The sequence below is a fragment of the Bradyrhizobium sp. USDA 4532 genome (assembly GCF_024171315.1).
In the GTDB taxonomy this organism is placed as follows: domain Bacteria; phylum Pseudomonadota; class Alphaproteobacteria; order Rhizobiales; family Xanthobacteraceae; genus Bradyrhizobium; species Bradyrhizobium australafricanum.
The window spans coordinates 2,692,078-2,716,247 of record NZ_JALJZN010000001.1 but is presented as its reverse complement, the minus strand read 5'-3'; the positions used below and the strand labels follow the sequence as shown (position 1 = coordinate 2,716,247).

The following is a 24,170-nucleotide window of genomic DNA, read 5'->3' as shown; positions in this document are numbered from 1 at the left end:
ATGTCACGTCGGCATCCCATCATCTCGATCACCGGCTCCTCCGGGGCCGGCACCACCTCGGTGAAGAAGACGTTCGAGAACATCTTCCGCCGCGAGAACGTGGTCGCCGCCTATATCGAGGGCGACGCGTTCCACCGCTACGACCGCGCCGAGATGCGCAGCCTGATGGCGGAGAGAGCCGAGCGCGGCAACAAGCACTTCAGCCATTTCAGCCCCGAGACCAATTTGTTCGAGGAGCTGGAGAAGCTGTTCAGCGACTATGCCGAGACCGGCACCGGAACCACGCGGCACTATGTGCACGACGAGGAGGAAGCGCGGCTCTACGGCGCCAAGCCCGGCACCTTCACCGCCTGGGAGGCGCTGCCGGAGAATTCCGACCTCTTGTTCTACGAGGGCCTGCACGGCGCCGTGGTCACCGACAAGGTGAATGTCGCGCAGCATGCCGACCTCAAGATCGGCGTCGTGCCGGTCATCAACCTCGAATGGATCCAGAAGCTGCATCGCGACCGCAGCCATCGCGGCTACTCCACCGAGGCGGTGACCGACACCATCCTGCGCCGCATGCCGGACTACGTGAACTACATCTGTCCGCAATTCACCGAGACCGACATCAACTTCCAGCGCGTGCCGACCGTCGATACGTCGAACCCTTTCATCGCGCGCTGGATCCCGACGCCGGATGAATCGATGGTCGTGATCCGCTTGAAGAACCCGCGCGGCATCGACTTCCCCTATCTGCTCTCGATGATCCCGAACAGCTTCATGTCGCGCGCCAATTCGATCGTGGTGCACGGCGCCAAGCTCGACCTCGCGATGCAGCTCATCCTGACCCCGCTGATCCTGCAACTGATCGAACGAAAGAGGCGAACGATATGACCGCACTTGCGTCCGTTGCCAGCCGCCCCGAAATCAGCCACGACGAGATGGCGAACGCCATCCGCTTCCTGGCCGTCGACGCGGTCGAGCAGGCGAAATCCGGCCACCCCGGCATGCCGATGGGCATGGCCGATGTCGCGACCGTGCTGTTCACGGACTTCCTGAAGTTCGACCCGGCCGATCCGGCGTGGCCCGACCGCGACCGCTTCGTGCTGTCGGCCGGTCACGGCTCGATGCTGCTCTACGCGCTGCTTTACCTCACAGGCTACGAGAGCATGACGCTCGACCAGCTCAAGGCGTTCCGGCAGTGGGGATCGAAGACCCCGGGCCATCCCGAGTACGGCCACACCCCGGGTGTCGAGACCACGACCGGGCCGCTCGGGCAGGGGGTTGCGACCGCGGTCGGCATGGCGCTTGCCGAGCGGCTGATGAACGCCCGCTTCGGCGACGACCTCGTCGACCACTACACCTATGTGATCGCCGGCGATGGCTGCCTGATGGAAGGCATCAGCCATGAGGCGATCTCGCTGGCCGGCCATTTGCGGCTGAACCGCTTGATCGTGCTGTTCGACGACAATCATATCTCGATCGACGGCGCCACCTCGCTGTCCTGTTCGGACGACCAGGCAGCGCGGTTCAAGGCCAGCGGCTGGAACGTCAACCGCATCGACGGCCACGATCCGCAGGCGATTACCGCGGCGATCAGGCAGGCGCGATCGAGCGATCGTCCGTCGTTGATCGCCTGCCGGACGGTGATCGGGTTCGGCGCGCCGAACCGGCAGGGCAGCGAAAAGGTGCATGGCGCGCCGCTCGGTGCCGATGAGATGGCGAAGACCCGTGCCGCGCTGCGCTGGCCGTATCCGGCATTCGAGATTCCCGATGCGGTGCTGGCGGAGTGGCGCGAGCTCGGCGGCCGCGGCCGCGACGCGCGGCGGGCCTGGATCGACCGTTCGCGCAGCGCCTGCAAGGGCGACAGGGCCGAGCGGTCTCCGTTCCACGATGCGCTGAACCGGAAATTGCCCTGCGCCTATGCCGAGGCGATGGCAAAGTTGGTGGAGCGGTTCGCGACCGAGCGGCCGAAGCTCGCCACGCGACAGGCTTCGCAGCAGGTCATCGACGTGATCGCGGAGGCGTTGCCCAATTTGCTGGGCGGCTCGGCCGACCTCACGCACTCCAATCTGACGCTGGCGAAGTCGCAGGTTTCGGTGCGGCCGGAAACGCTCGACGGCAGCTACATCCACTATGGCATCCGCGAACACGGCATGGCCGCGGCGATGAACGGCATCGCCCTGCACGGCGGGTTCATTCCTTATGGCGGCACCTTCCTCAGCTTTGCCGATTACAGCCGGCCGGCGATCCGCCTTGCGGCGCTGATGGGGATCCGCGTCATCCATGTGATGACCCACGATTCCATCGGGCTCGGCGAGGACGGGCCGACCCATCAGCCGGTCGAGCATCTGGCGGCGCTGCGCGCGATCCCAAACGTCCTGGTGTTCCGTCCGGCCGATGCGGTCGAGACCGCGGAAGCGTGGGACTGCGCGCTGAAGGCAGAGACCTCGCCGTCGATCCTCTGCCTGTCGCGGCAGGCGCTGCCGACGGTTCGCGACGGCAGCAAGGACAACCAGGTCGCGCTCGGCGCCTACGTTCTCGTCGAGCCGGCCTTCGCGCGTGACGTCACCCTGATTGCAACGGGTTCGGAGGTGGCGATTGCGCTCGAAGCCGCAAAGCTGCTGGCGGAAGACGGGGTACAGGCCGCGGTCGTCTCGGGCCCGTGCTTCGACCTGTTCCGCCAGCAGCCGAGCGACTATCGCGCCCAGGTGCTTGGCAGCGCCCCGCGCGTCGGCGTGGAGGCTGCGGTCGAGGGCGACTGGGCCCGCTGGCTCGGCGACAACGGTGCGTTCGTCGGCATGGCCGGCTTCGGCGCTTCCGCGCCGGCCGACGTGCTCTACCGCGAATTCGGCATCACGCCCGCGGCAATCGCTGCTGCAGCAAAACAGCTCATTCAACGAGCGAATTGAAAGGAGGACGCCACCATGGCGCGGATAACCCTGAGGCAGTTGCTGGACCACGCCGCCGAACGCGGCTACGGCGTTCCGGCCTTCAACATCAACAATATGGAGCAGGGCCTCGCCATCATGGAGGCGGCGGCTTCCTGCGATGCGCCTGTCATCATCCAGGCCTCGCGCGGCGCGCGCTCCTATGCCAACGACATCATGCTGGCGAAGATGATCGACGCGCTCGAGGAGATGCATCCGCAGATTCCGCTCTGCCTGCATCTCGATCACGGCAATGAAGAGGCGACCTGCGCCACCGCGATCCGCTACGGCTTCACTTCCGTCATGATGGACGGCTCGCTCAAGGCCGACGCCAAGACCGCAGCCGACTATGACTACAATGTCGATATCACCCGCCGGGTGGTCGACATGGCGCACTGGGTCGGCGCGTCGGTCGAAGGCGAGCTCGGCGTGCTCGGCTCGCTCGAGCATGGCGGCGGCGAGCAGGAGGACGGCCATGGCGTCGAGGGCAAGCTGAGTCATGATCAGCTGCTCACCGATCCGGACCAGGCGGTCGATTTCGTCCGCGCCACCAAGGTCGATGCGCTCGCGATCGCGATGGGCACCTCGCACGGCGCCTACAAGTTCACGCGGCGGCCCGACGGCGAGATCCTGGCGATGCGCGTGGTCGAGGAGATCCACACGCGGCTGCCGAACACGCATCTGGTGATGCACGGCTCGTCCTCGGTGCCGCAGCCGCTGCAGGACATGTTCAACCAGTTCGGCGGCGAGATGCCGCAGACCTGGGGCGTCCCGGTCGAGGAGATCGTCCGCGGCATCAAGCACGGGGTGCGCAAGGTCAATATTGACACCGATTGCCGCCTGGCGATGGCGGCGGCCTTCCGCAAGGTCGCCGTCCAATCGAAGAGCGAGTTCGATCCGCGCAAATTCCTGAAGCCTGCGATGGATGCGCTGCGCGAACTCTGCCGTGATCGCTTCGAGCAGTTCGGCACGGCCGGCAATGCCGCCCGGATCAAGGTGGTTGCACTGCCGGAGATGGCCCGCCGCTATCGCGCCGGCGCGCTCGATCCGCAAATTGGAAAGATGACCCAGGCCGCCTGAGCAAATGGCGACGAACCACAGGAGATTTCGATGAACATGCAGCAGTCGATCACAGTGCGCGGCAAGGATCGCTACAAGTCCGGCGTGATGGAATACAAGCGGATGGGCTATTGGGAGCCGAACTACGAGCCCAAGGACACCGACGTCATCGCCTTGTTCCGCGTCACGCCGCAGGATGGCGTCGATCCGACCGAAGCCTGCGCGGCGGTGGCGGGCGAATCCTCGACCGCGACCTGGACCGTGGTGTGGACCGACCGGCTGACGGCCGCGGAGAAATACCGGGCGAAGTGCTACCGCGTCGATCCGGTGCCGAATTCGCCGGGCAGCTACTTCGCCTACATCGCCTATGACCTCGACCTGTTCGAGCCGGGCTCGATCTCGAACCTGACGGCCTCGATCATCGGCAATGTGTTCGGCTTCAAGCCGCTGAAGGCGCTGCGGCTCGAGGACATGAGGCTGCCGACCGCCTACGTGAAGACATTCCAGGGCCCCGCGACCGGCATCGTGGTGGAGCGCGAGCGGCTCGACAAGTTCGGCCGTCCGTTGCTCGGCGCCACCGTGAAGCCGAAGCTCGGCCTGTCCGGCCGCAACTACGGCCGCGTTGTTTATGAAGCCTTGAAAGGCGGGCTCGATTTCACCAAGGACGACGAGAACATCAACTCGCAGCCCTTCATGCACTGGCGCGAGCGCTTCCTCTACTGCATGGAGGCGGTCAACCGCGCGCAGGCCGCGACCGGCGAGATCAAGGGGACCTATCTCAACGTCACCGCGGCGACCATGGAGGACATGTACGAGCGCGCGGAGTTTGCCCATGAGCTCGGCTCCAACATCGTCATGATCGACCTTGTGATCGGCTACACCGCGATCCAGTCGATGGCGAAGTGGGCGCGCAGGAACAACATGATCCTGCATCTGCATCGCGCCGGCCACTCGACCTACACGCGGCAGCGCAGCCACGGTGTCTCGTTCCGCGTGATCGCGAAATGGATGCGGCTCGCCGGCGTCGATCACATCCATGCCGGCACGGTGGTCGGCAAGCTCGAGGGCGATCCGAACACCACCCGCGGCTATTACGACATCTGCCGCGAGGACTTCAATCCGTTGCACCTGGAGCACGGCGTGTTCTTCGACCAGAACTGGGCGAGCCTCAACAAGCTGATGCCGGTGGCCTCTGGCGGCATTCATGCCGGCCAGATGCACCAGCTGCTCGATCTGCTCGGCGAGGACGTCGTGCTGCAGTTCGGCGGCGGCACCATCGGCCATCCCCGCGGCATCCAGGCCGGCGCCACCGCCAACCGCGTCGCGCTGGAGGCCATGATCCTCGCCCGCAACGAGGGGCGCGACTACGTCCATGAGGGGCCGGAGATCCTGGCCAAGGCGGCGCAGACCTGCACGCCGCTGCGCGAGGCGCTCGACGTCTGGAAGGACGTCACCTTCAACTACGAGTCGACCGACGCCCCCGATTTCGTTCCCACGCCGAGCATGGCGGTCTGAGAGGAGATACTCATGCGCGTTACCCAAGGCTGCTTCTCGTTCCTGCCCGATCTCACCGACGAGCAGATCGCTGCGCAGGTGCAATACTGCCTCGACAAGGGTTGGGCGGTGAACATCGAGTTCACCGACGATCCGCATCCCCGCAACACCTATTGGGACATGTGGGGCCTGCCGATGTTCGACCTGCGCGATGCGGCGGGCATCATGAAGGAGCTCGCCGACTGCCGACGGGTCTATGGCGACCGCTATATCCGGATCTCCGGCTTTGATTCCAGCCCGGGCTGGGAGTCGGTTCGCATCTCCTTCATCGTCAACCGGCCGCAGGAGGAGCCAGGCTTCCGGCTCGACCGCCAGGAGGCGGCCGGACGCAATCTGCGTTATGCGACCCATTCCTATGCAGCGGGCCGCCCCGAAGGCGAACGCTACACCGATCATTGACCGCGTCCGGCTTGCAAACCAGGCGGGTTGCTCCCTCGACCGTCCTGGTCCGGATGCACTTCTCCGTCGTCGCCGCCGCGGCGACGGAGCTTTTCCAGGCGAGATGATAATGACGCAGGCGCAAGAACAGATCAGCGAACAAATCCGCGAGACCCCGCTCGAGACCATCGACCTTCGCCATGAATTCGCCGACCTCGGCATCGGCGACGTGCTCGACCAGCTCGATACCGAATTGATCGGCCTGAAGCCGGTGAAGACCCGCATCCGCGAGATCGCCTCGCTGCTGCTGGTCGAACGCATCAGGCAGAAGATGGCGCTGGCGACGACGTTTCCGACCCTGCACATGTCGTTCACCGGCAACCCCGGCACCGGCAAGACCACGGTCGCGCTGCGGATGGCCGGCATCCTGCACAAGCTCGGCTTCGTGCGCCGCGGCCACGTCATCAGCGTCACGCGCGACGACCTCGTCGGCCAATATATCGGCCACACCGCGCCGAAGACGAAAGAGATATTGAAGAAGGCGATGGGCGGCGTGCTGTTCATCGACGAGGCCTATTACCTCTATCGCCCGGAAAATGAGCGCGACTACGGGCAGGAGGCGATCGAGATCCTGCTGCAGGTGATGGAGCAGCAGCGCGAGGATCTGGTGGTGATCCTGGCCGGCTATGGCAACCGCATGGAGAAATTCTTCCAGAGCAATCCAGGCTTCCGCTCCCGCATCGCGCATCATATCGATTTCCCGGACTATTCGGACGGCGAGTTGCTCTGGATCGCCGAGCTGATGTTGCAGCAGCAGAATTATCGGTTCTCTCCGGAAGCCCGCGAGGCCTTCATCCGTTACATCGCCGTGCGCAAAGAACAGCCGCTGTTCTCCAATGCACGCTCGATCCGCAATGCGCTCGATCGCATCCGGCTGCGCCAGGCCAACCGGATCGTGGCGAAGCTCGACCGCACGCTCACCGCCGACGACGTGATGTCGATCGAGGCCGGCGACGTGCTCGCTAGCCGGGTGTTCGTCAAAGGCGCCGGTGCGCCGGGCGAGGGACGATGAACGAGGCGCTCGCCGTGATCCGGTCCGCCGGGATGCGCGACATCATCGTGAGCGCCCGCGCCCTGATCTTCGATGTCGACGGCACGCTCGCCGAAACCGAGGAAGTGCACCGCCGCGCCTTCAATGAAGCCTTTGCCGAAGCCGGCCTCGATTGGTTCTGGGACCAGGTCACTTATGCGCGGCTGCTTCGGGTGGCCGGAGGCAAGGAGCGCATCCGCGCCTTCGACCAGCGCAACGCGGTCCCAATGCTGACATTCGCCGAGATCGCCGACCTGCACAGGATCAAGACCGCGCGCTACGCCGCGCTGATTGCCTCGGGCGGCTGCCCATTGCGGCCGGGTGTCAGGGCCTGGCTCGCCGGCGCGCGCAGCCGCGGCCAGCGCCTGGCGATCGCAACGACCACCTCGCACGGCAATATCGATGCGCTGCTTTCGGTTTCGCTGGGGCTGGACTGGGCCGATCAGTTCGAGGCGATCGTTGCCGGCGACGACGTGCCGCGGAAGAAGCCGGCGCCTGACGTCTACACCGAGGTCCTGACCCGGCTCGGGCTCGGGCCGGGAGATTGCGTCGCAATCGAGGATTCCGGCAACGGCCTCGCCGCCGCGGCGCGCGCCGGCATCCCCGTGGTCATCACCCGCAGCACCTATTTCAGCGACGACGATTTCACCGAGGCATTGCTGGTTGTTGACGATCTCTCTGACATCGACGCCTGAAGATCGCTGCCGCCGGCCGGCAGCTCAGGCCAATTTATTCAGATGATGAAATAAATGGCGCTTGCATCCATAGCAGGGTGAAGGCACAATCCGGCCAAAGGTTACCAGAAGCGGTGCTGCACCACCTGGGAGGCGATGGGACTTGCCAGCGATTCCGGACAGTACCCCTGCGACCCTCCGCGTCTCCGATCAATTTCTTCGGATAATTAAATAAATGGCCAGTCGGCGCTTGCGTCCACATTGCAGCGGCAACATCAACCAAAGGGTGCAGAAAACGGCAGCGCACCGCCAGACGTCCTGTCGGACGCTGGCGCTCGCCAACGATTCCGGGAGACCGGCGCCTCATGATCCTCCACGTCATTCCTGCGCCTCGTTCGTCCAACGACATGGCTCGCGGCTGAACCCGGCATTGCGGGATCGACATGACCGACCATGCGTAGCGAGCATTGGCGCTGTTGACGGGTACGATCGACATTCCGCAATTTCGGTTCGTGACGGTCCCGGCGCCGATCCGACATCGCCGTAGAATCTGAGGCCGGCCCACGAGCGATCGCCGTCGATTGATGCTGTCCACGGCAACTGGAATCCCAACTCAAAAAAGCAAGGGAGTGAAGCATGTTCAAATTGAAGACCACCTTGTTCGCGCTTGCGCTGGCCGGCCTTGCCGCGACGGTGTCGGATCGCGACGCCATGGCCCAGAGCAAGCCGACCATCGGCATCGCGATGCCGACCAAGTCCTCGGCACGCTGGATCGACGACGGCAACAACATGGTCAAGGTGCTGAAGGAGCGCGGCTACGGCACCGATCTGCAATATGCCGAAGACGACATTCCGAACCAGCTCTCCCAGGTCGAGAACATGGTGACCAAGGGCGCCAAGGTGCTGGTCATCGCGGCCATCGACGGCACCACCTTGTCCGATGTCCTGAAGCAGGCCAAGGCCCAGGGCATCACGGTGATCGCCTATGACCGCCTGATCCGCGGCACCCCCAACGTCGACTATTACGCGACCTTCGACAATTTCCAGGTCGGTGTGCTGCAGGCCCAGTCGATCGAGAACGCGCTCGGGCTCAAGGAGGGCAAGGGGCCCTTCAACATCGAGCTGTTCGGCGGCTCGCCCGACGACAACAACGCGTACTTCTTCTACGACGGCGCGATGTCGGTGTTGAAGCCCTATATCGACAGCGGCAAGCTCGTGGTCGGCAGCGGCCAGACGGGCATGAACAAGGTTGCGACGCTGCGCTGGGACGGTGCGACCGCGCAGGCGCGGATGGACAACCTGCTCAGTGCGTTCTACGGCAAGAAGCGCGTCGACGCGGTGCTGTCGCCCTATGACGGCCTGTCGATCGGCATCATCTCCTCGCTGAAGAGCGTCGGCTACGGCAGCAAGGACCAGCCGATGCCGTACATCAGCGGGCAGGATGCCGAAGTCCCCTCGATCAAGGCGATGCTGCGCGGCGAGCAATATTCGACCATCTTCAAGGACACCCGCGACCTCGCCAAGGTCACCGCCGACATGGTCGACGCTGTGCTGAGCAAGAAGGAGGTCAGCGTCAACGACACCAAGACCTACAACAACGGGGTCAAGGTGGTTCCGTCCTATCTCCTCAAGCCGGTCGTGGTGGATAAGACCAATTGGGAGAAAGTCCTGATTGACAGCGGCTATTACAAGCGCTCGCAATTCGACTAGAGCGTTTTCGAGCGAAGCGGGTACCGGTTCGCGTGAGGAAAACGCGTCAAAACTAGAATCTGGAGCCCCGTTCCGATTTAATCGGAACGGAATAGGCTTCGGGGCGGATCGCCGGGCAAGCGGCGGCGAGCCGGGCCGGGGGGCGATTGACGCTGCAGGACATGATCCGATGACGGCAATGCTTGAGATGCGCGGCGTCAGCAAGAGCTTTGCCGGCGTGCAGGCGTTGCGCGACGTCAGCTTTACCGTCGAGGCTGGGCAGATCCATGCGCTGGTCGGCGAAAACGGCGCCGGCAAGTCGACCTTGATGAAGGTCTTGAGCGGAGTCTATCCGGCCGGCAGCTACGATGGATCGATCGTGTTCGACGGCGAGGAGCGGCGCTTCCGCGACATCAACGACAGCGAGGCGCTCGGGATCATCATCATCCATCAGGAGCTGGCGCTGATCCCGCTGATGTCGATTGCCGAGAACATCTTTCTGTCGCATCCGCCGTCGCGGTTCGGCGTCATCGACCGCAACGCGGTGCATCGGCGGACCGCCGAACTGTTGGCGCAGGTCGGCTTGCGGGAGCCGCCGGACACGCTGATCACCGACCTCGGCGTCGGCAAGCAGCAGCTCGTGGAGATCGCCAAGGCCCTGTCCAAGCGGGTGCGCATCCTGATCCTCGACGAGCCGACCGCCAGTCTCAACGAGGCCGACAGCGCCGCCTTGCTCGAGCGTCTCCTGGCCTTCCGCGAGCAGGGCATCGCCTCGATCCTGATCTCGCACAAGCTGAACGAGGTTGCGCGGGTCGCCGACCGCATCACGGTGCTGCGCGACGGCCGCACCGTCGACAGCATCGACTGCCGGACCGAGCGCATCGAGGAGGACCGCATCATCCGCAGCATGGTCGACCGCGATCTGGCGCATCGTTTTCCCGAGCGGAAGGCGGAGATCGGCGAACCCGTGATGACGGTGGAGAACTGGTCAGTGTATCACCCGCTGCATACCGAGCGGCAGGTGATCAAGAACGTCGACTTCACACTGCGGCGCGGCGAGGTAGTCGGTATCGCCGGCCTGATGGGCGCCGGCCGCACCGAGTTCGCCATGAGCCTGTTCGGCCGCGCCTGGGGCACCAACGTCTCCGGCAAGGTCCGCCTCGATGGACGCGAGGCCGATCTGTCCAGCGTGCCGGCCGCGATCGATGCCGGCATCGCCTATGTCACCGAAGACCGCAAGCAGCTCGGGCTGATCCTTGCCGCCGACGTCCGCAAGAACGTGACGGTGGCGAGCCTGCGCCAGGTGTCGGATCGCGGCGTGATCGACGATGTCGCCGAGCTGAAGGCCGCGAGCGACTACCGCACCCGGATGCGGATCCGCTGCTCCGACGTCTACCAGGCGACCGGCGACCTCTCGGGCGGCAACCAGCAGAAGGTCGTGCTGTCGAAATGGCTGATGACCGATCCGAGGGTGCTGCTGCTGGACGAGCCGACGCGCGGGATCGACGTCGGCGCGAAATACGAGATCTACTCCATTATCAACGAGCTGGCGGAGGCCGGCAGGGGCGTCGTGGTGATCTCCTCGGAGATGCCCGAGCTGCTCGGCATCTGCGACCGGATCTGCGTGATGAATGACGGCGCCTTCGTCGGCGAGTTCGCAGGCCACGATGCGACGCAGGAGAAGATCATGCGCGCCATCATGCGCAATGACAGAATGTCCGGACGCCGCGCCGACGAAAGGGTGGCACGCGCCGGAGGAGGGGCACCATGACCGACAAGACGGTATCACTTCCCGAGGCCCCCAGGCATTCCGGCTTCATCAAGAACAATCTGCGCAACTACGGCATGCTGCTGTCGCTGCTCGCGATCATGCTGTTCTTCGAGATCGTGACCGACGGCACGCTGTTGCAGCCGCTCAACCTCACCAATCTCGTGCTGCAGAACAGCTACATCGTCATCATGGCGCTCGGCATGCTGCTGGTGATCGTCACCGGGCATATCGATCTTTCGGTCGGCTCGGTCGCGGGCTTCGTCGGCGCCGTCGCGGCGGTGCTGATGGTGCGCTACCATGTCAGCTACCCGATCGCCTTCGTCGCCTGCCTCTTGGTCGGCGCCGCGATCGGCGCGGCCCAGGGCTACTGGGTGGCCTATTTCGGCATTCCGTCCTTCATCGTGACGCTGGCGGGCATGCTGGTGTTCAAGGGCCTCGCGCTTGCGGTCCTGCAGGGCCAGTCGGTCGGGCCGTTCCCGCCGACCTTCCAGAAGCTGTCGTCGGGCTTCATCCCCGAGCTGTTCCCGAGCGCCGGCACGCTCTATCCGACGTCGCTCGCGATCGGCATCGTCCTGGCGTTTGTGCTGGTGCTGGCGACCGCCAGGAGCCGGGCGCGCGAGCAGGCGCACGGCATCGCCGTCGAGCCCTATGCGTTCTTCGTCGTCAAGAGCATCGCGCTGGCGGGCGCGGTGCTCTACTTCACCTACCTGATCGCCTCGCATCGCGGCCTGCCCAACGTGCTCGTCATCATGACCGTCCTGATCGCGCTCTATGGCTTCGTCACGCGGCGGACGGTGATCGGGCGGCAGATCTACGCGGTGGGCGGCAACGCCAAGGCGGCGAAACTGTCGGGCGTCAAGACCGAACGGCTCACCTTCTTCACCTTCGTCAACATGGGCGTGCTGGCCGCGCTCGCCGGGCTGGTGTTCGCAGCCCGGCTCAACACCGCGACGCCGAAGGCCGGCCTCGGCTTCGAGCTCGATGTGATCGCCGCCTGCTTCATCGGCGGTGCGTCGGCCTATGGCGGCGTCGGCTGGGTCGGTGGCGCGGTGGTCGGTGCCATGATCATGGGCGTGATGAACAACGGCATGTCGATCCTCGGTATCGGCATCGATTATCAGCAAGTGATCAAGGGCCTCGTCCTGCTGGGCGCCGTCTGCATCGATGTCTACAACCAGCGCCGCTGACCGCCACGCAGTCGCAATTCCACGATAGGATGCCGGCGCAACGCAGGAGAATGCCGCGTGAAACTGTCCCACGCCGACGCGCTTGATATCGGAGCCATCCTTGCCGAAGTCGGCCGCAGCGAGATCATGCCGCGGTTCCGCCGCGTGCGGGAGATCGAGGTCCGCACCAAGACATCGGCATTCGACGTCGTCACCGAAGCCGATGAGCTTGCCGAGCAGGCGATATCGGCGGCGATGCTGCGGGCGTTTCCGAATGCGGTTGTGATCGGCGAGGAGGGCACCGCGCGTGATCCGGCCGCGCTCGATCAGGTCGGAACCGCGGAGCTTGCCTTCATCATCGATCCGATCGACGGCACGCGGAACTTCACCTCGAGCTTGCCGCTGTTCGGCACCATGGTGGCGGCCACCATGCGCGGCGAGATCGTGCTCGGCGCGATCCATGATCCGGTCAGCAACGACACCGCATTCGCGCTGCGCGGCGAGGGCGCGTGGCTCGCGATGCCGGACGGCCGGCGGCATGACCTGAAAGTGGCTCCCGCCGTGCCGGTCAAGCAGATGGATACGATCGTCGGCGTCAACTTCCTGCCCGAGCCGCTACGCACAATTGTCGCCGGCAATCTTTCCAGGCTCGGCGGCAGCGCCTGGCTCAGATGCGCCGCGCACGAGTATCGCATGGCGGCCTCCGGACATTGCCACCTGCTGTTCTACAACAAGCTGATGCCGTGGGATCATGCCGCGGGCTGGCTGCTGCATCGCGAGGCCGGCGGCTACAGCGCGCATTTCGACGGATCATCCTACCGGCCGGTCAATCTGACCGGCGGCTTGCTGTGCGCACCCGACGAGGCGAGCTGGCACGCGGCGCGAGAGGCGATCCTGATGCCGGCTGGATAGCAGCGGACGCCGGTTCGTCGCGTTGCGGCGGTTATGAGCCACATTGGTTTTCGGATTCAACTGTCAAACAGCTTGTTCGGTGTCGTCCGTGCGAAAGCAGGGACCCATACGCCGCGGCAGGTGTTGTGAGTGGGACTCGTTGTCCCAACATCGTTCAACAATCAGCATTTGTGGTTATGGGTCCCTGCTTTCGCAGGGACGACACCCAATATGGGTCGTCGTTTGTGGGTCATACCTTCGCTTAGGGCGTCAGGCCTGCACGATTTCGCCGTCCGCCTCGCGTCTTCGCAAAGGGACTTGCCACGTCGGGCAAATCAGTGATTGGCGATTTCGGCCGGAGCATCCGGGAGTGGCAGATGCCTGATGCGGCGCACGACAAGGATGGCAACTGCCGCAGCGGCGATCGGTGCCAGTTGCAGGCCGTTGGCGCCCGCAGGCACCATGGCGAATGGCGTCAAATAAAGCGCCGCGACGGCGATGCGTTCATAGGGCAGCCAACCCTGCGCAAGCGCCTGCGCGATCAGCCACGCGCCCGGGATCGCCAGGATCACGACCTCATAGTTGCCGAGCGATGGTACGCACAGGCCGGTCATCGCCACCATCAGCGCGATCTCGGCGGCGCCGCCGGGACGTTTTCGCAGCACCAGGATCAGGACGGCGATCGCGATCGCGGCCGCGGTCACCTGGACGAGCCAGGCCGTGCTGCTGGATCCGCCGGCCAGCCTGACCGCGGCATAGGGGCTGGCGAACTTCTCGAAACCGGGTCCGCCGCCGAGGCTCCAGGCGCTTGCCTCCGGCAGAACGGCAACAAACTTGATCCACGGGTCGATCCCGAAGAAGGCGGTGGCCGCCAGCACAAGCACGAGCGTCGTTGCGGCCGCAGCAGCCAGCGCGCGCCAGCGCCGCGTCAGGATCAGCACCAGCGGCGCAAGCAGGGCGATCTGCGGCTTGTAGCTGAAGCACCCGAGCAGCGCGCCGGCGATCACCGGGTAGCGGTCCAGCGTGACGGCCGATCCGCCGAGCAGAGCCGCCGAGAACAGCGAATTCTGTCCGAATAGCGCGCACACCCACACGGCGGGAAAGGCGAGCGCTGGAACGACGGAGCCGCGCTCGAGCATGGCTCTCACCGCGGCTGCATAGGCGGCGCCGGTCGCGAAGATCCAGACGACGGCCGCCGTTGCAAAGGGAACCAGTGCAAAGGGCAGCCAGAACAGCAGCGACGTCGGCGGGTAGAAGAACGGTGCGTAGGTGTTCTGACCGAGCACGGCGGCTACAGCGGCGCGGCCCGCGTCGCCATAGGCGTCGCCGGCGCGGCCTTGGAGCGCGAGCTTCGCCGCGGTCCAGAACGCCGCGAAATCATGGCCGACTTCCATCGTCGGCGCGGCCCATGGGATGATCGCGATGCAGGCGATGAACAGGACGAGAAATACGCGGGTGAAGGCGGTGACACGGTCAGCCGTGAGCCAGTCGGCCTCACGCAGCGCGGAGACCAGTACGCCCGCGCCGGACTGCGGTGAATGCGCGATTGCCGCCTGCGGCTGACTTGCGGACGCATTCGAGGTTCGGCTGATGGTCACGCGCGGCATCACAGCGTCACGACCTGCGTCATCCGCTGCGAGGTGACGCGCGGCGTCATCAGCGAAGGGCAGCCTGTGTCCCTCGAGGTCCGACTTTTGCGACATCGGCCGCTTCATCCCAATCGCGTCGTGCACGCGCAACATTTGGATCAAATCGTCTAAGGTTGCGTAAACCCGATCGTTGCAATTGGCCGCGGCGCAATCGGAACCGATGATCGACATTGCCCTTGTCCGCGGCCTGTCACGCCGGGCATGGTAAATGAACCCGGCGGCAGCGTGCGGGGTTGGATGCGGAGCCCGACGGTCAAGGTTCATCGCGAATGGCGTATTGCAGCAGTTCGGCCACGACATCTGGATTGCCGGGGGACCGAACCTTGCGGTCGCCGGGTTTCATTATCCGACCCGGATGGCCATCGTCAGGCTGGCGGACGGTGCCCTTTTCATCTGGTCGCCGGTCCGGTTGACCGAGCAAATGCAGGCCGGCGTCGACGCACTCGGCCAGGTCAGGCACATCGTGGCGCCCAACTCGCTGCATCATTTGTTCCTCGCGAGTGGAAGCACATGGCACGCCAGTCGAAAAGGATGCGCCGGCATTCTTGCGCCGCGCCTTCGCGTGGCTGTCGGCGTGATGATTTCATCGCGGATGTGGCGTCGTTGCGGATCAACCGCCTGAGCGGAAATGCCGCGGCGAATGCCGCGTTTCGCGCCGGATCAGCCGGCGGAGGGTCGATGGCTCGGCGTATCCGACCTTACCCGCGATCTCTTCGACCGACAGGCGCGTGGTCTCGAGCAACGACCGCGCCGTCTCGATCCTGATGCGTTGCACGAATTGAATGGGCGACACGCCGCAGATCGACTCGAGCCGTCTGGCAAATGTCCGCGGCGCCAGCGCGACGGCGGCGGCGACGTCCCCGATCGTGAAGTCGCGCGCGATGTTGCTGCGCACCCATTTCTCGGCCCGGGCGATTTTGAGGTCCTGGCTGGCAAGATAATTGATTGCCATGAACGGCGCCTGCGAATGCCGCTCGCCAAGCAGCAGGTAATTGGCGCAGCCCTTGGCCAGCGCCGGGCTGCCGAAACGCGTGATCACCGCAAGCATCAGGTCCATCTGCGCCATCGCCGCGCCGGCGGTTGCGATCGGCCAGTCGGCCACCACCATCCGCTCCGTCATCAGCTCGACATTCGGATAGCGTTGCCGAAACAGCGGCGCGAACCACCATGTCGTGGTCGCTCGCTTGCCGTCGAGCAGGCCGGTCTCCGCGAGCAGGAAACTGCTGGCGCAGGACGCGGCGAGCATCGCGCCGCTCGCGAACGCCGTGACCAGCATGTCGCGGGCGTGCCGACATGCCGGTGTCGCCAGCTTCCGCTCCAGTGCATCGGCCGACGCCGAGCCGAGCCCCGGAACGATGACAAGGTCGGCGCCGCGCAATCGGGCGGCGCGCCGCCTCGGCCCATAACGCAGCGTCGTCACCTCGAAGGGCGCGCGCTTCGACGTACTGATCCGGTTGGCGGTGGCCAGCACGTCGTGGGTGATGGCGGCCGCTGACGCGAGGCAGCCGTCGATCTCGACAACCGCAATCCTGGTCATGTCATAAAATCCGCGATCAATGTCATTTTTGACACTAGCTGCCGGGCCGGAAAATCGCAACTCTGACGCCGAGACGCTGCCGATCTCGATCAGGAGGACCGCCGATGCCGAACCGGCCGATGACCCAGGACGATCCGCTCGAGGATTTCGAGCGCCGCCAGATCACCCTCGATGGTGCCGGCAAGACCGTCCATGTTGGCGGCGGCGGTCCTGCGGTGATCGTGATGGCGGAGATGCCGGGTATCAGCCCGCATGTGGCGCGCTTCGCCCGCTGGGTTCGCGATGCCGGATTCACCGTCTATATGCCATCGCTGTTCGGCCGTGACGGCGCTATTGCGAGCGCAGAGGAGGGCGCCGCGGTGTTTCAGCGCGCCTGCGTCAGCGCCGAGTTTCGCGCGATGGCCGCAAACCAGTCCAGTCCCGTGACGCAATGGCTGCGCGCGCTGGCGCGATTTGCCCATGGTGAATGCGGCGGTCCCGGTGTCGGGGCCATCGGGATGTGCTTTACCGGCAATTTCGCGCTCACCATGATGCTGGAGCCGTCGATGCTGGCGCCGGTGCTTTCGCAGCCGTCATTGCCATTGAACGATCCGGCGGGCATCGAGATCGCGCCGGAGGAGGTCAAGGCGGTCCGCGAGCGGTTGGAACGCGAAGACCTGACCGTGCTGGCGTATCGATTTGAGGGCGACAAGTTCTGCATGGCGCAGCGCTTTGCGGCCTATCGCGAGGCGCTCGGCGACCGCTTCATCGGGCGGGTGCTTCCCGACAGCGCGGCGAACCGCGATGTGCCGCCGTTCTTCCGGAATTTCGTCACGACACCGCACAGCGTCGTGACCGTGCATCTGATCGACGAGGCCGGCCAGCCGACCATCGCGGCCCGCGATGAGATCCTGGCGTTTTTCCGGCAGCGGCTGTCACCCGCGAGCGGGTGAGCTTGGCTGGTCGAAATAGGCGAATGCGGCGCTCGTCAGGCTGCCCAGCAGCGACCAGAACACCAGACTGGTCAGCGTGACGGCGACCATGAACTGATGCGACAAGGATGAAGGCACGTTGGTCTCGACGTGCTCCAGCTCGGGCGCGCCGATCAGATGCGGCAGCATGATCAGGACCACGCCGGCAATGGCGGCCGGCATCGAGCGCCGGAACACGATCAGGCCGAGGCCGGCTGCGGTCGCCAGCACCGCCGTCACCCACCAGATCTGGCGCGAGAGCAATGGAGCGGTGGGGACCCCCGGCAATTCAGGCGGCAGTCCGAGGCCCGGAGCGATGGTGAAGACGGCGAAACCGGCGAGGCCCCACATCAAGCCTTCATGCCACGAGATTTGCTCGCCGGTCGCGCCGCTGCGAACCGCGAGGAAGCCGCAGAGCAGAAGCGCAAAGCCGATCGCGGTCAGGATGTTCGCCCCCGCGGTATAGACGTTGCGTTCCAAACCGTCGCGCGGCTCCCAGGCCTCCGCGCCATGATCATGATCCGCATGATCATGGACGAGGATCGCCTGCGGTGGCGCGGCGGCTTCGTGCTTGTGCGCGGCCGCCTTCTCGTAGACCTCGGCCCTGAGGATCAGGGGAACGGTGCCGAACTGCTGGACCGCCGTGACGATCAGGCCGACGATGAATCCGGCAATGACCGACGAGAAGACGATCGAGCGAAACGTGCTCATGCCAAGGAGATCAGTGGCAGGGGAAGGCGTTGGAATGGCGCACGTCATGCGCGGCGTTGTGGATTACGTCGATGTGCGAGAAGCCGACCACGCCGACGATGAACAGGCCGAGCGTCATGGCCATCAACGACTGTGCAAGCCGTCCGACCTGTCGGGTGGCGATCGGCAGATGCGTGACCTGAGCTTGAGTAACCTGGGTTTGCGCGGTCTGGGACTGGCTCATGGTCGTTCTCCACATTCGATTTGATCGGCTTCTAGCAGCTTTCGGGTGATGTCGCGACTGGTAAGATGCAAATTTGTTCCAAGGGGAATGCGCTTGCGCTCGATCTTGGCGCGTGCGGCTGCCTTGAAGGCTGGTTCAAACCGCCTGAAATGGGCGAGACATGCGTCCACCGTCGGATCGGTGCCCAGCAGCGTGCGAAAGGCGCCCCGATGCACCGCGCAGATAGCGCGGTGCTCCGGCACGGGAAAGACCAGCGAGGCGATGTCGGCGCGCCAGTGCGCGTCACAGCTCAAGGTGCCGTCGCCAGCAGGGGGGCGGTCAGCGTCGGATGGTGAATTCATCCGGACCTCGCCGCGATTCCCACTTGGCCTGTTCGAGCTCCGGACGGTCGCACTCGGTCTGGGGGTAACCGATGCAGAGATAGCCGATGAATTTCCAGGAGGCCGGGATTTCCAGAACGCCATGAATGCGTTCTGGATTGAGGATCGATACCCAGCCGATGCCGATGCCTTCGGCGCGCGCGGCAAGCCACATCGAGCAGATCCCGGCCACCACGGAATATTCCGACGTCTCCGGCATCGTCGCGCGGCCGAGACCGGCGCCGATCCGGTCGGTCTTCTCGGCAAACACGGCGAGATGTCCCGGCGCCTCCTCGAGGCCCGATAATTTCAACGCGGCGTATTTTGTGGCGCGCTCGCCCGAATAGGACCGCAGCGCATCGGCGTTGCAGGCCTTGAAGTCGTCGATGACAGCGCGGCGTCGTGTCTTGTCGTCGACAATGACGAACCGCCAGGGCTGGCTCAGGCCGACCGAAGGCGACAGGCAGGCGATCTCGATCAGCCGCTCGATCGTGCCATCCGGCAGCGGATCGGTTCGGAACCGCCGCACGTCGCGCCGCCACACGAACAGATCGTGCAGCTGCCGGCGAAACGTATCGTCGAATGAGACCATTGCGGGGCCTTTGGCAGGATCGATCTCGGATTTCATTTAAGCTTCATCGGCAGGCCCGCAACGACGAACTCGACCTCTTCTGCGATGCCGGCGATAGTCTGGTTCATGATTCCTGCGGCGTCGCGGAACGTCCGCGCCAATGCATTGTCTGGCACGATGCCGAGGCCGACCTCGTTGGTGACCAGCACGACCGGGCCGTGCTGGCGCGACAGCGCATCCGCCAGCCGCGTCACTTCCTGCGACCAGTCGCGCCCGGCATGCAGCAGATTGGATAGCCAGAGCGTCAGGCAATCGACCAGCCTTGCACCAGCGCCATCGGTCCCGGACAGCACTTCAACCAGATCGAGCGGCACCTCGCGCTCGATCCAGTCGCTGCCGCGCCGCGCGCGATGTTTGGCGATCCGCTCATCCATTTCCGCATCGAGCGCCTCGGCGGTCGCGATATAGACCGGCTGTCCCGGAAAGCTGCGCGCACGAAGTTCGGCGCGCCGGCTTTTGCCGGACCGCGCTCCCCCCGTGATCAGAATGACGGCCATATCATCTCCTGTGCGACCGGTACGCACGTCGTTCACAAACGCTCTAACCACCAATCGCGGAGAAAGACAAAGCCGAAATCCGTCACGGAGGGCTTGCACTCGGCCGATGTCTTGCGCATCAGGGGGACCGCGGCGCGGAGAGGATTATCGTGGGTTTTGCGGGAGCGATGGCGGTGGCGATGGCGGTGGATGCCCTGATCGGCTGGCCGGCGTGGCTGTTTGCCCGCATCGGCCATCCCGTGACCTGGCTCGGCCGGCTGATCAATCTTGTCGATAGCGCCTGGAACCGCGCCTCCGACCCGCCGGCGTTTCGTCGCGTGGCTGGCATTGCGGCTGCGATCCTGGTGATCGCGCTGGTGATTGCGCTCGGTTGGGCCGTTCAGTCCGCGCTCGCATCCGGATGGGTTCGCATTGTCCTTGTCGGCGTCCTAGCGTGGCCGCTGGTTGCCGTGCGCTCGCTGCATGACCATGTCGCCGCGGTGGCAAGTCCCTTGGTATCCGGCGACATCACGGCCGCACGTTCGGCGGTCGCGCAGATTGTCGGGCGAGATCCGGCAACGCTCGACGACGCCGGCATCGCGCGCGCCACCATCGAGAGCCTTGCCGAGAATGCATCCGACGGCATCGTGGCGCCGGTGTTCTGGGGCGCGCTGTTCGGCCTGCCGGGAATCCTTGGCTACAAGGCGATCAACACGCTGGACTCGATGATCGGCCACCGCACCGAGCGGCACGAAGCCTTTGGCTGGGCAGCCGCCCGGATCGACGATCTCGCCAATCTCATTCCGGCGCGGTTGACGGGTGTTCTGTTCGTGCTGCTCGCGCCGAACCGTTCGCAGGCGTGGTCATGCATGTTGCGCGATGCGCGCCGGCATCGCTCGCCGAATGCCGGCTGGCCGGAAGCTGCGATGGCCGGCGCGCTCGGCGTGCGGCTCAGCGGTCCTCGCATCTATCACGGGCACATCGCCGATGAGCCCTGGCTGAACGAGGGCGCGCGCGATCCGGCTGCCGCTGACGTCCTCACCGGGCTGAAACTCTATCGTTACGCCATGATTCTGTTGGCCGGGGCGCTGCTGGTCCTGGCGCTGGCGTGAAGGAGCGGCGCATGCGTGAGCACGGCGGGAACCTTGATGTCGCCCGGCAGCGCTTCGGCGGCGCCGCGGACGACTGGATCGACCTGTCGACCGGGATCAATCGGGTGCCGTATCCCTTGGTCGATGTCGAGCCGAGGCAATGGAGCGCGTTGCCGTCGCGATCCGATCTTGAATCGCTGCACGACGCTGCGCGGCAGGCCTATGTCACCAAGGCGCCGATCGTGGCGATGGGTGGTGCGCAGGCCGCGATTCAGTTGCTGCCGCATCTGGCGCTCAAGGGGCGGGCGCGGATTCTGGCGCCGACCTACAATGAATATGCCGCGGTGTTGTCGGCCGCCGGCTGGGACGTCGCCGAGGTGTCCGATCTCGCCGCGCTGGCGGGAGCGGACATCGCCGTCGTCGTCAATCCGAACAATCCCGACGGACGACGCCATGATCGGCGCGAGTTGCTGGCACTGCTGCCGCGCGTTGGCCGGCTCGTCATCGACGAGAGTTTTGCGGACGCCGTTCCTGACCTGTCCCTTGCACCGGAAGCAGGACGCGCGGGGCTCCTGATCCTGCGCTCCTTCGGCAAGTTCTACGGACTTGCCGGCTTGCGGCTCGGCTTCGCGATCGGCAGCGAGGCGGACGTCGCCGCGCTTGCGGCGAGGGCGGGCCCATGGCCGGTTTCGGGAGCAGCAATCGCGATCGGGCGGCGCGCGTTGCTCGATCACGACTGGGCCAAGGCCACGGCCGCGCGGCTCGCGGACGACTGCGTCAGGCTCGATGCAATAGCGCGATCGCAGGGTTGGACGCTGCTCGGTGGCACGTTGCTGTTCCGGCTCTACCAGACGGGCGATGCATTGGCTGCGCAGGAGAAACTTGCCCGTGCGCAGATCTGGTCGCGGGTCTTCCAGCAGAAACCGGGATGGCTGCGCCTCGGCTTGCCGGGCAGTGAGCCCGAGTGGTCGCGCCTTTCCGCCGTGCTGCCCGTTTAGCGCGCCAGCGCGAGCAAGCCTTCGACATCGAGATGGGTCTCGATGTGCCCGGCGAGCGCGTCGAGCGCGCTCTCGACCCTGGCGCCGTAAGTCTGATCCGCCGCGGGGATGTCGAGCTGTGCAAGGAACGCCTTGCGAAATTCGTCCGAGGCGAACAGGCCGTGCAGATAGCTGCCGTGAACGCGCCCGTCTGCGGAGACCGCGCCCTCAGCCGTACCGTCGAGTGATGCAAAGGGCCGCGCGCGATCCGGCCCGTCGGTGCGCCCGATATGGATTTCATAGGCGCTGATCGGCTGGCTGGTCGCGGCATGCACCGCGCTGGAGCGCGTCAGCGTCTTCTGTTCGGTCATGGTGGTTGCGACATCGAGCAGCCCGAGCCCGCGCGTTTCGCCGGCAGGACCTTCGATCCCATCGGGGTCGGCGACGCTGTGTCCAAGCATCTGGTATCCGCCGCACAGGCCGAGGACATGGCCGCCGCGGCGATGATGCGCGAGGAGGTCGATGTCCCAGCCCTGCGCGCGCAGGAAGGCGAGATCGCCGCGGGTCGATTTCGAGCCGGGCAGGATGACGAGCTTCGCATCACCCGGGATGGCTTCGCCCGGACGTACCATCACGAGATCGACGCCGGGCTCGAGCTTCAGCGGATCGAGGTCGTCGAAATTGGCAATCCGCGACAGCGCAAGGAACGCGATCTTGCACTGGCCGGGCTTGCGCGCCTCGCCGAGCCCGAGCGCATCTTCGGCCGGAAGTTCGCCGGCGCGGACGAACCAGGGCAGCACGCCAAAGCCGCGCCACGCCGTGCGTTCTTCGATCAGGCGATAGCCGTCGTCGAACAATGTCGGATCGCCGCGGAATTTGTTGATGACAAAGCCTTGGATCATCGCGGCATCATCAGGGTCGATCACCATCTTGATGCCGACGAGCTGCGCGATCACGCCGCCGCGGTCGATGTCGCCGACCAGCACCACGGGCACGTCTGCTTTGCGCGCAAATCCCATATTGGCGATATCGGCTTTGCGTAAGTTGACCTCGGCGGGACTGCCGGCGCCCTCGACCAGCACCAGATCGGCGCGCTGCTTCAGGCGCGCAAAACTCTCCAGCACCGCGCCCGTCAGCGATGGTTTCATGCCGGCATATTCGCGCGCGCGTGCGGTGGCGATCCGTTTGCCGTGCACGATGACCTGGGCGCCGACATCGGTCTCGGGCTTCAGCAGCACCGGGTTCATGTCGGTGTGCGGCTCGACGCCGGCGGCGAGCGCCTGCAACGCCTGTGCGCGGCCGATCTCGCCGCCATCGACGGTCACGGCGGCGTTGTTCGACATGTTCTGCGGCTTGAACGGCAGCACGCGCAGGCCGCGCCGTCTCGCGGCGCGGGCGAGGCCGGCGACGATGAGCGATTTGCCCACGTCCGAGCCGGCTCCCTGGATCATCAATGCGCGCGCCATCGTGATGCCCGTCAGAACTCGACGCCCGGCTGGGCCTTGATGCCGGAGCGGAACGGATGCTTTACCAGCGTCATCTCGGTGACGAGATCGGCAATCTCGATTAGCTCCTCCTTGGCGTTGCGCCCGGTGAGCACGACATGGGTCATCGGCGGCTTCGACGTGGTCAGGAAGTCGACGACATCGGCGATCGCAAGGTAATCGTAGCGTAGCGCGATGTTGATCTCGTCGAGCACGACCATGCGCAGGCTCGGGTCTGCGATCAGCTGCTTGGCCTTTTCCCAGCCGGCTTGCGCTGCCGCGATGTCGCGGGCGCGATCCTGCGTCTCCCAGGTAAAGCCTTCGCCCATTGCGTGGAATTGACAGAGATCGCCGAAATGCCCGGTGAGCAGGCGGCGCTCGCCGGTATCCCAGGCGCCCTTGATGAACTGCACCACGGCGCAGGGAAAGCCGTGCGCCACACAGCGCACAATCATGCCGAACGCGGAGGACGATTTTCCTTTGCCGGCGCCGGTATGGACGATGATCAGGCCCTTTTCACCGCTCTTGGTCGCCATGATGCGGTCGCGGGCGGCCTTCTTTTTCGCCATCTTGTCCGCGTGGCGCGCATCCGGCGAAAGATCGGTGCCGACGGCGCCGTCTTCAGCGCCCTTTCCATCAGAAGTCATCACATTCCTTCGGCTTGACAAGTGCGAGGCTTGGACGAATGGTGGTCCCGCGTCGGTTCCTGTCCTACGACAGGCGAAGAGGGAATGCGATAGGGCTCCGCTGAATCGGGCCCGAAGCGCAGCCGCCCCCGCGACCGTGACCGGAGAGATGCCCAAGCCACTGATTCCATACGGAGTCGGGAAGGTGGGCATCGAAGGGTAAAACCTGCTCCGCAAGCCGGGAGACCTGCCAACGCAGCATGTTGTGAAAC

At 65.2% G+C, this 24,170-nt stretch carries 24 protein-coding genes and 1 riboswitch; of the genes, 15 read left to right on the top strand and 9 right to left on the bottom strand.

Annotated features, from left to right (window positions below; translation table 11 throughout):
• The 11 genes from J2R76_RS13115 (at position 1) to J2R76_RS13065 (ending at position 13,205) form a co-directional block, all read left to right on the top strand.
• Positions 1–876 (top strand): phosphoribulokinase, encoded by an 876-nt coding sequence (locus tag J2R76_RS13115; RefSeq protein WP_028331481.1) that lies wholly within the window; start codon positions 1–3, stop codon positions 874–876.
• Positions 873–2,894 (top strand): transketolase, encoded by a 2,022-nt coding sequence (tkt, locus tag J2R76_RS13110; RefSeq protein ID WP_076833452.1) that lies wholly within the window; start codon positions 873–875, stop codon positions 2,892–2,894. Before J2R76_RS13115 ends, tkt begins: the two co-directional genes overlap by 4 nt.
• 15 nt (positions 2,895–2,909) lie before the next feature.
• Positions 2,910–3,992 carry a class II fructose-bisphosphate aldolase gene (gene fba, locus J2R76_RS13105; protein ID WP_076833454.1) on the top strand — a complete coding sequence of 361 codons (1,083 nt, stop codon included), beginning with the start codon at positions 2,910–2,912 and terminating at the stop codon, positions 3,990–3,992.
• Between the two features lie 36 nt (positions 3,993–4,028).
• On the top strand, positions 4,029–5,486 hold the full coding sequence (locus J2R76_RS13100) for a form I ribulose bisphosphate carboxylase large subunit (protein WP_038377118.1): 1,458 nt from the start codon (positions 4,029–4,031) through the stop codon (positions 5,484–5,486).
• A gap of 12 nt (positions 5,487–5,498) precedes the next feature.
• On the top strand, positions 5,499–5,924 hold the full coding sequence (locus J2R76_RS13095; RefSeq protein ID WP_076833455.1) for a ribulose bisphosphate carboxylase small subunit: 426 nt from the start codon (positions 5,499–5,501) through the stop codon (positions 5,922–5,924).
• Between the two features lie 109 nt (positions 5,925–6,033).
• Entirely contained in the window at positions 6,034–6,975 is a 942-nt protein-coding gene (gene cbbX, locus J2R76_RS13090) for a CbbX protein (RefSeq protein WP_143271192.1), read from the top strand.
• Entirely contained in the window at positions 6,972–7,688 is a 717-nt protein-coding gene (locus J2R76_RS13085) for an HAD family hydrolase (RefSeq protein WP_076833459.1), read from the top strand. The genes cbbX and J2R76_RS13085 overlap by 4 nt, the downstream gene beginning before the upstream one ends.
• A gap of 615 nt (positions 7,689–8,303) precedes the next feature.
• A complete protein-coding gene (gene chvE, locus J2R76_RS13080; RefSeq protein WP_057015877.1) occupies positions 8,304–9,377 on the top strand; it encodes a multiple monosaccharide ABC transporter substrate-binding protein in 1,074 nt (357 codons plus the stop codon).
• Positions 9,378–9,546: 169 nt separating this feature from the next.
• The gene (gene mmsA, locus J2R76_RS13075; RefSeq protein ID WP_076833461.1) at positions 9,547–11,127 is read left to right on the top strand and encodes a multiple monosaccharide ABC transporter ATP-binding protein; all 1,581 of its coding nucleotides are present in this window, start codon (positions 9,547–9,549) and stop codon (positions 11,125–11,127) included.
• The gene (gene mmsB, locus J2R76_RS13070) at positions 11,124–12,314 is read left to right on the top strand and encodes a multiple monosaccharide ABC transporter permease (protein WP_076833463.1); all 1,191 of its coding nucleotides are present in this window, start codon (positions 11,124–11,126) and stop codon (positions 12,312–12,314) included. Before mmsA ends, mmsB begins: the two co-directional genes overlap by 4 nt.
• Positions 12,315–12,371: 57 nt before the next feature.
• Complete coding sequence (locus J2R76_RS13065) at positions 12,372–13,205, top strand: inositol monophosphatase (protein ID WP_309143537.1); 834 nt, start codon at positions 12,372–12,374, stop codon at positions 13,203–13,205.
• Positions 13,206–13,519: 314 nt separating this feature from the next.
• On the opposite strand, the gene J2R76_RS13060 is transcribed toward J2R76_RS13065, so the two are convergent.
• Complete coding sequence (locus tag J2R76_RS13060; protein ID WP_158074235.1) at positions 13,520–14,887, bottom strand: glycosyltransferase family 87 protein; 1,368 nt, start codon at positions 14,885–14,887, stop codon at positions 13,520–13,522.
• A gap of 223 nt (positions 14,888–15,110) precedes the next feature.
• Between J2R76_RS13060 and J2R76_RS40800 the strand changes: the two genes are divergently transcribed.
• The gene (locus J2R76_RS40800) at positions 15,111–15,455 is read left to right on the top strand and encodes a DUF4336 domain-containing protein (protein WP_076833469.1); all 345 of its coding nucleotides are present in this window, start codon (positions 15,111–15,113) and stop codon (positions 15,453–15,455) included.
• Here the strand turns inward: J2R76_RS40800 and J2R76_RS13050 are convergent.
• Positions 15,444–16,370 (bottom strand): GlxA family transcriptional regulator, encoded by a 927-nt coding sequence (locus J2R76_RS13050; RefSeq protein ID WP_076833471.1) that lies wholly within the window; start codon positions 16,368–16,370, stop codon positions 15,444–15,446. The genes J2R76_RS40800 and J2R76_RS13050 overlap by 12 nt on opposite strands.
• 104 nt (positions 16,371–16,474) lie before the next feature.
• On the opposite strand from J2R76_RS13050, the gene J2R76_RS13045 reads away from it, so the two are divergent.
• Positions 16,475–17,302, top strand: a complete 828-nt coding sequence (locus J2R76_RS13045; protein WP_076833473.1) for a dienelactone hydrolase family protein — start codon at positions 16,475–16,477, stop codon at positions 17,300–17,302.
• Here J2R76_RS13045 and J2R76_RS13040 read toward each other — a convergent pair.
• From J2R76_RS13040 to cobU, 5 genes are read right to left on the bottom strand one after another with little or no spacing between them, the layout of a single operon-like run.
• Positions 17,285–18,031 (bottom strand): CbtA family protein, encoded by a 747-nt coding sequence (locus J2R76_RS13040; RefSeq protein WP_076833475.1) that lies wholly within the window; start codon positions 18,029–18,031, stop codon positions 17,285–17,287. The two genes, J2R76_RS13045 and J2R76_RS13040, sit on opposite strands and share 18 nt — an antisense overlap.
• A 10-nt stretch (positions 18,032–18,041) precedes the next feature.
• Positions 18,042–18,254, bottom strand: coding sequence for a CbtB domain-containing protein (locus tag J2R76_RS13035; RefSeq protein ID WP_057015885.1), 213 nt, complete (start codon positions 18,252–18,254; stop codon positions 18,042–18,044).
• Positions 18,251–18,595: a hypothetical protein gene (locus J2R76_RS13030; RefSeq protein ID WP_076833476.1), complete on the bottom strand. Its 345-nt coding sequence runs from the start codon at positions 18,593–18,595 to the stop codon at positions 18,251–18,253. The genes J2R76_RS13035 and J2R76_RS13030 overlap by 4 nt, the downstream gene beginning before the upstream one ends.
• Positions 18,573–19,205, bottom strand: a complete 633-nt coding sequence (bluB, locus tag J2R76_RS13025) for a 5,6-dimethylbenzimidazole synthase (RefSeq protein WP_057015939.1) — start codon at positions 19,203–19,205, stop codon at positions 18,573–18,575. The genes J2R76_RS13030 and bluB overlap by 23 nt, the downstream gene beginning before the upstream one ends.
• Positions 19,206–19,237: 32 nt before the next feature.
• Entirely contained in the window at positions 19,238–19,741 is a 504-nt protein-coding gene (gene cobU, locus J2R76_RS13020) for a bifunctional adenosylcobinamide kinase/adenosylcobinamide-phosphate guanylyltransferase (protein ID WP_076833478.1), read from the bottom strand.
• A gap of 149 nt (positions 19,742–19,890) precedes the next feature.
• Between cobU and cbiB the strand changes: the two genes are divergently transcribed.
• Positions 19,891–20,832, top strand: coding sequence for an adenosylcobinamide-phosphate synthase CbiB (cbiB, locus tag J2R76_RS13015; protein ID WP_076833479.1), 942 nt, complete (start codon positions 19,891–19,893; stop codon positions 20,830–20,832).
• A gap of 11 nt (positions 20,833–20,843) precedes the next feature.
• Positions 20,844–21,809 (top strand): threonine-phosphate decarboxylase CobD, encoded by a 966-nt coding sequence (gene cobD / locus J2R76_RS13010; RefSeq protein WP_076833481.1) that lies wholly within the window; start codon positions 20,844–20,846, stop codon positions 21,807–21,809.
• On the opposite strand, the gene J2R76_RS13005 is transcribed toward cobD, so the two are convergent.
• Both J2R76_RS13005 and cobO read right to left on the bottom strand, forming a co-directional pair.
• A complete protein-coding gene (locus J2R76_RS13005) occupies positions 21,806–23,254 on the bottom strand; it encodes a cobyric acid synthase (protein ID WP_076833483.1) in 1,449 nt (482 codons plus the stop codon). The genes cobD and J2R76_RS13005 overlap by 4 nt on opposite strands.
• Positions 23,255–23,265: 11 nt before the next feature.
• Complete coding sequence (gene cobO, locus J2R76_RS13000) at positions 23,266–23,919, bottom strand: cob(I)yrinic acid a,c-diamide adenosyltransferase (protein WP_076833485.1); 654 nt, start codon at positions 23,917–23,919, stop codon at positions 23,266–23,268.
• A 36-nt stretch (positions 23,920–23,955) separates the two neighbouring features.
• Positions 23,956–24,168, top strand: a riboswitch (cobalamin riboswitch).
• Positions 24,169–24,170: the final 2 nt, after the last annotated feature.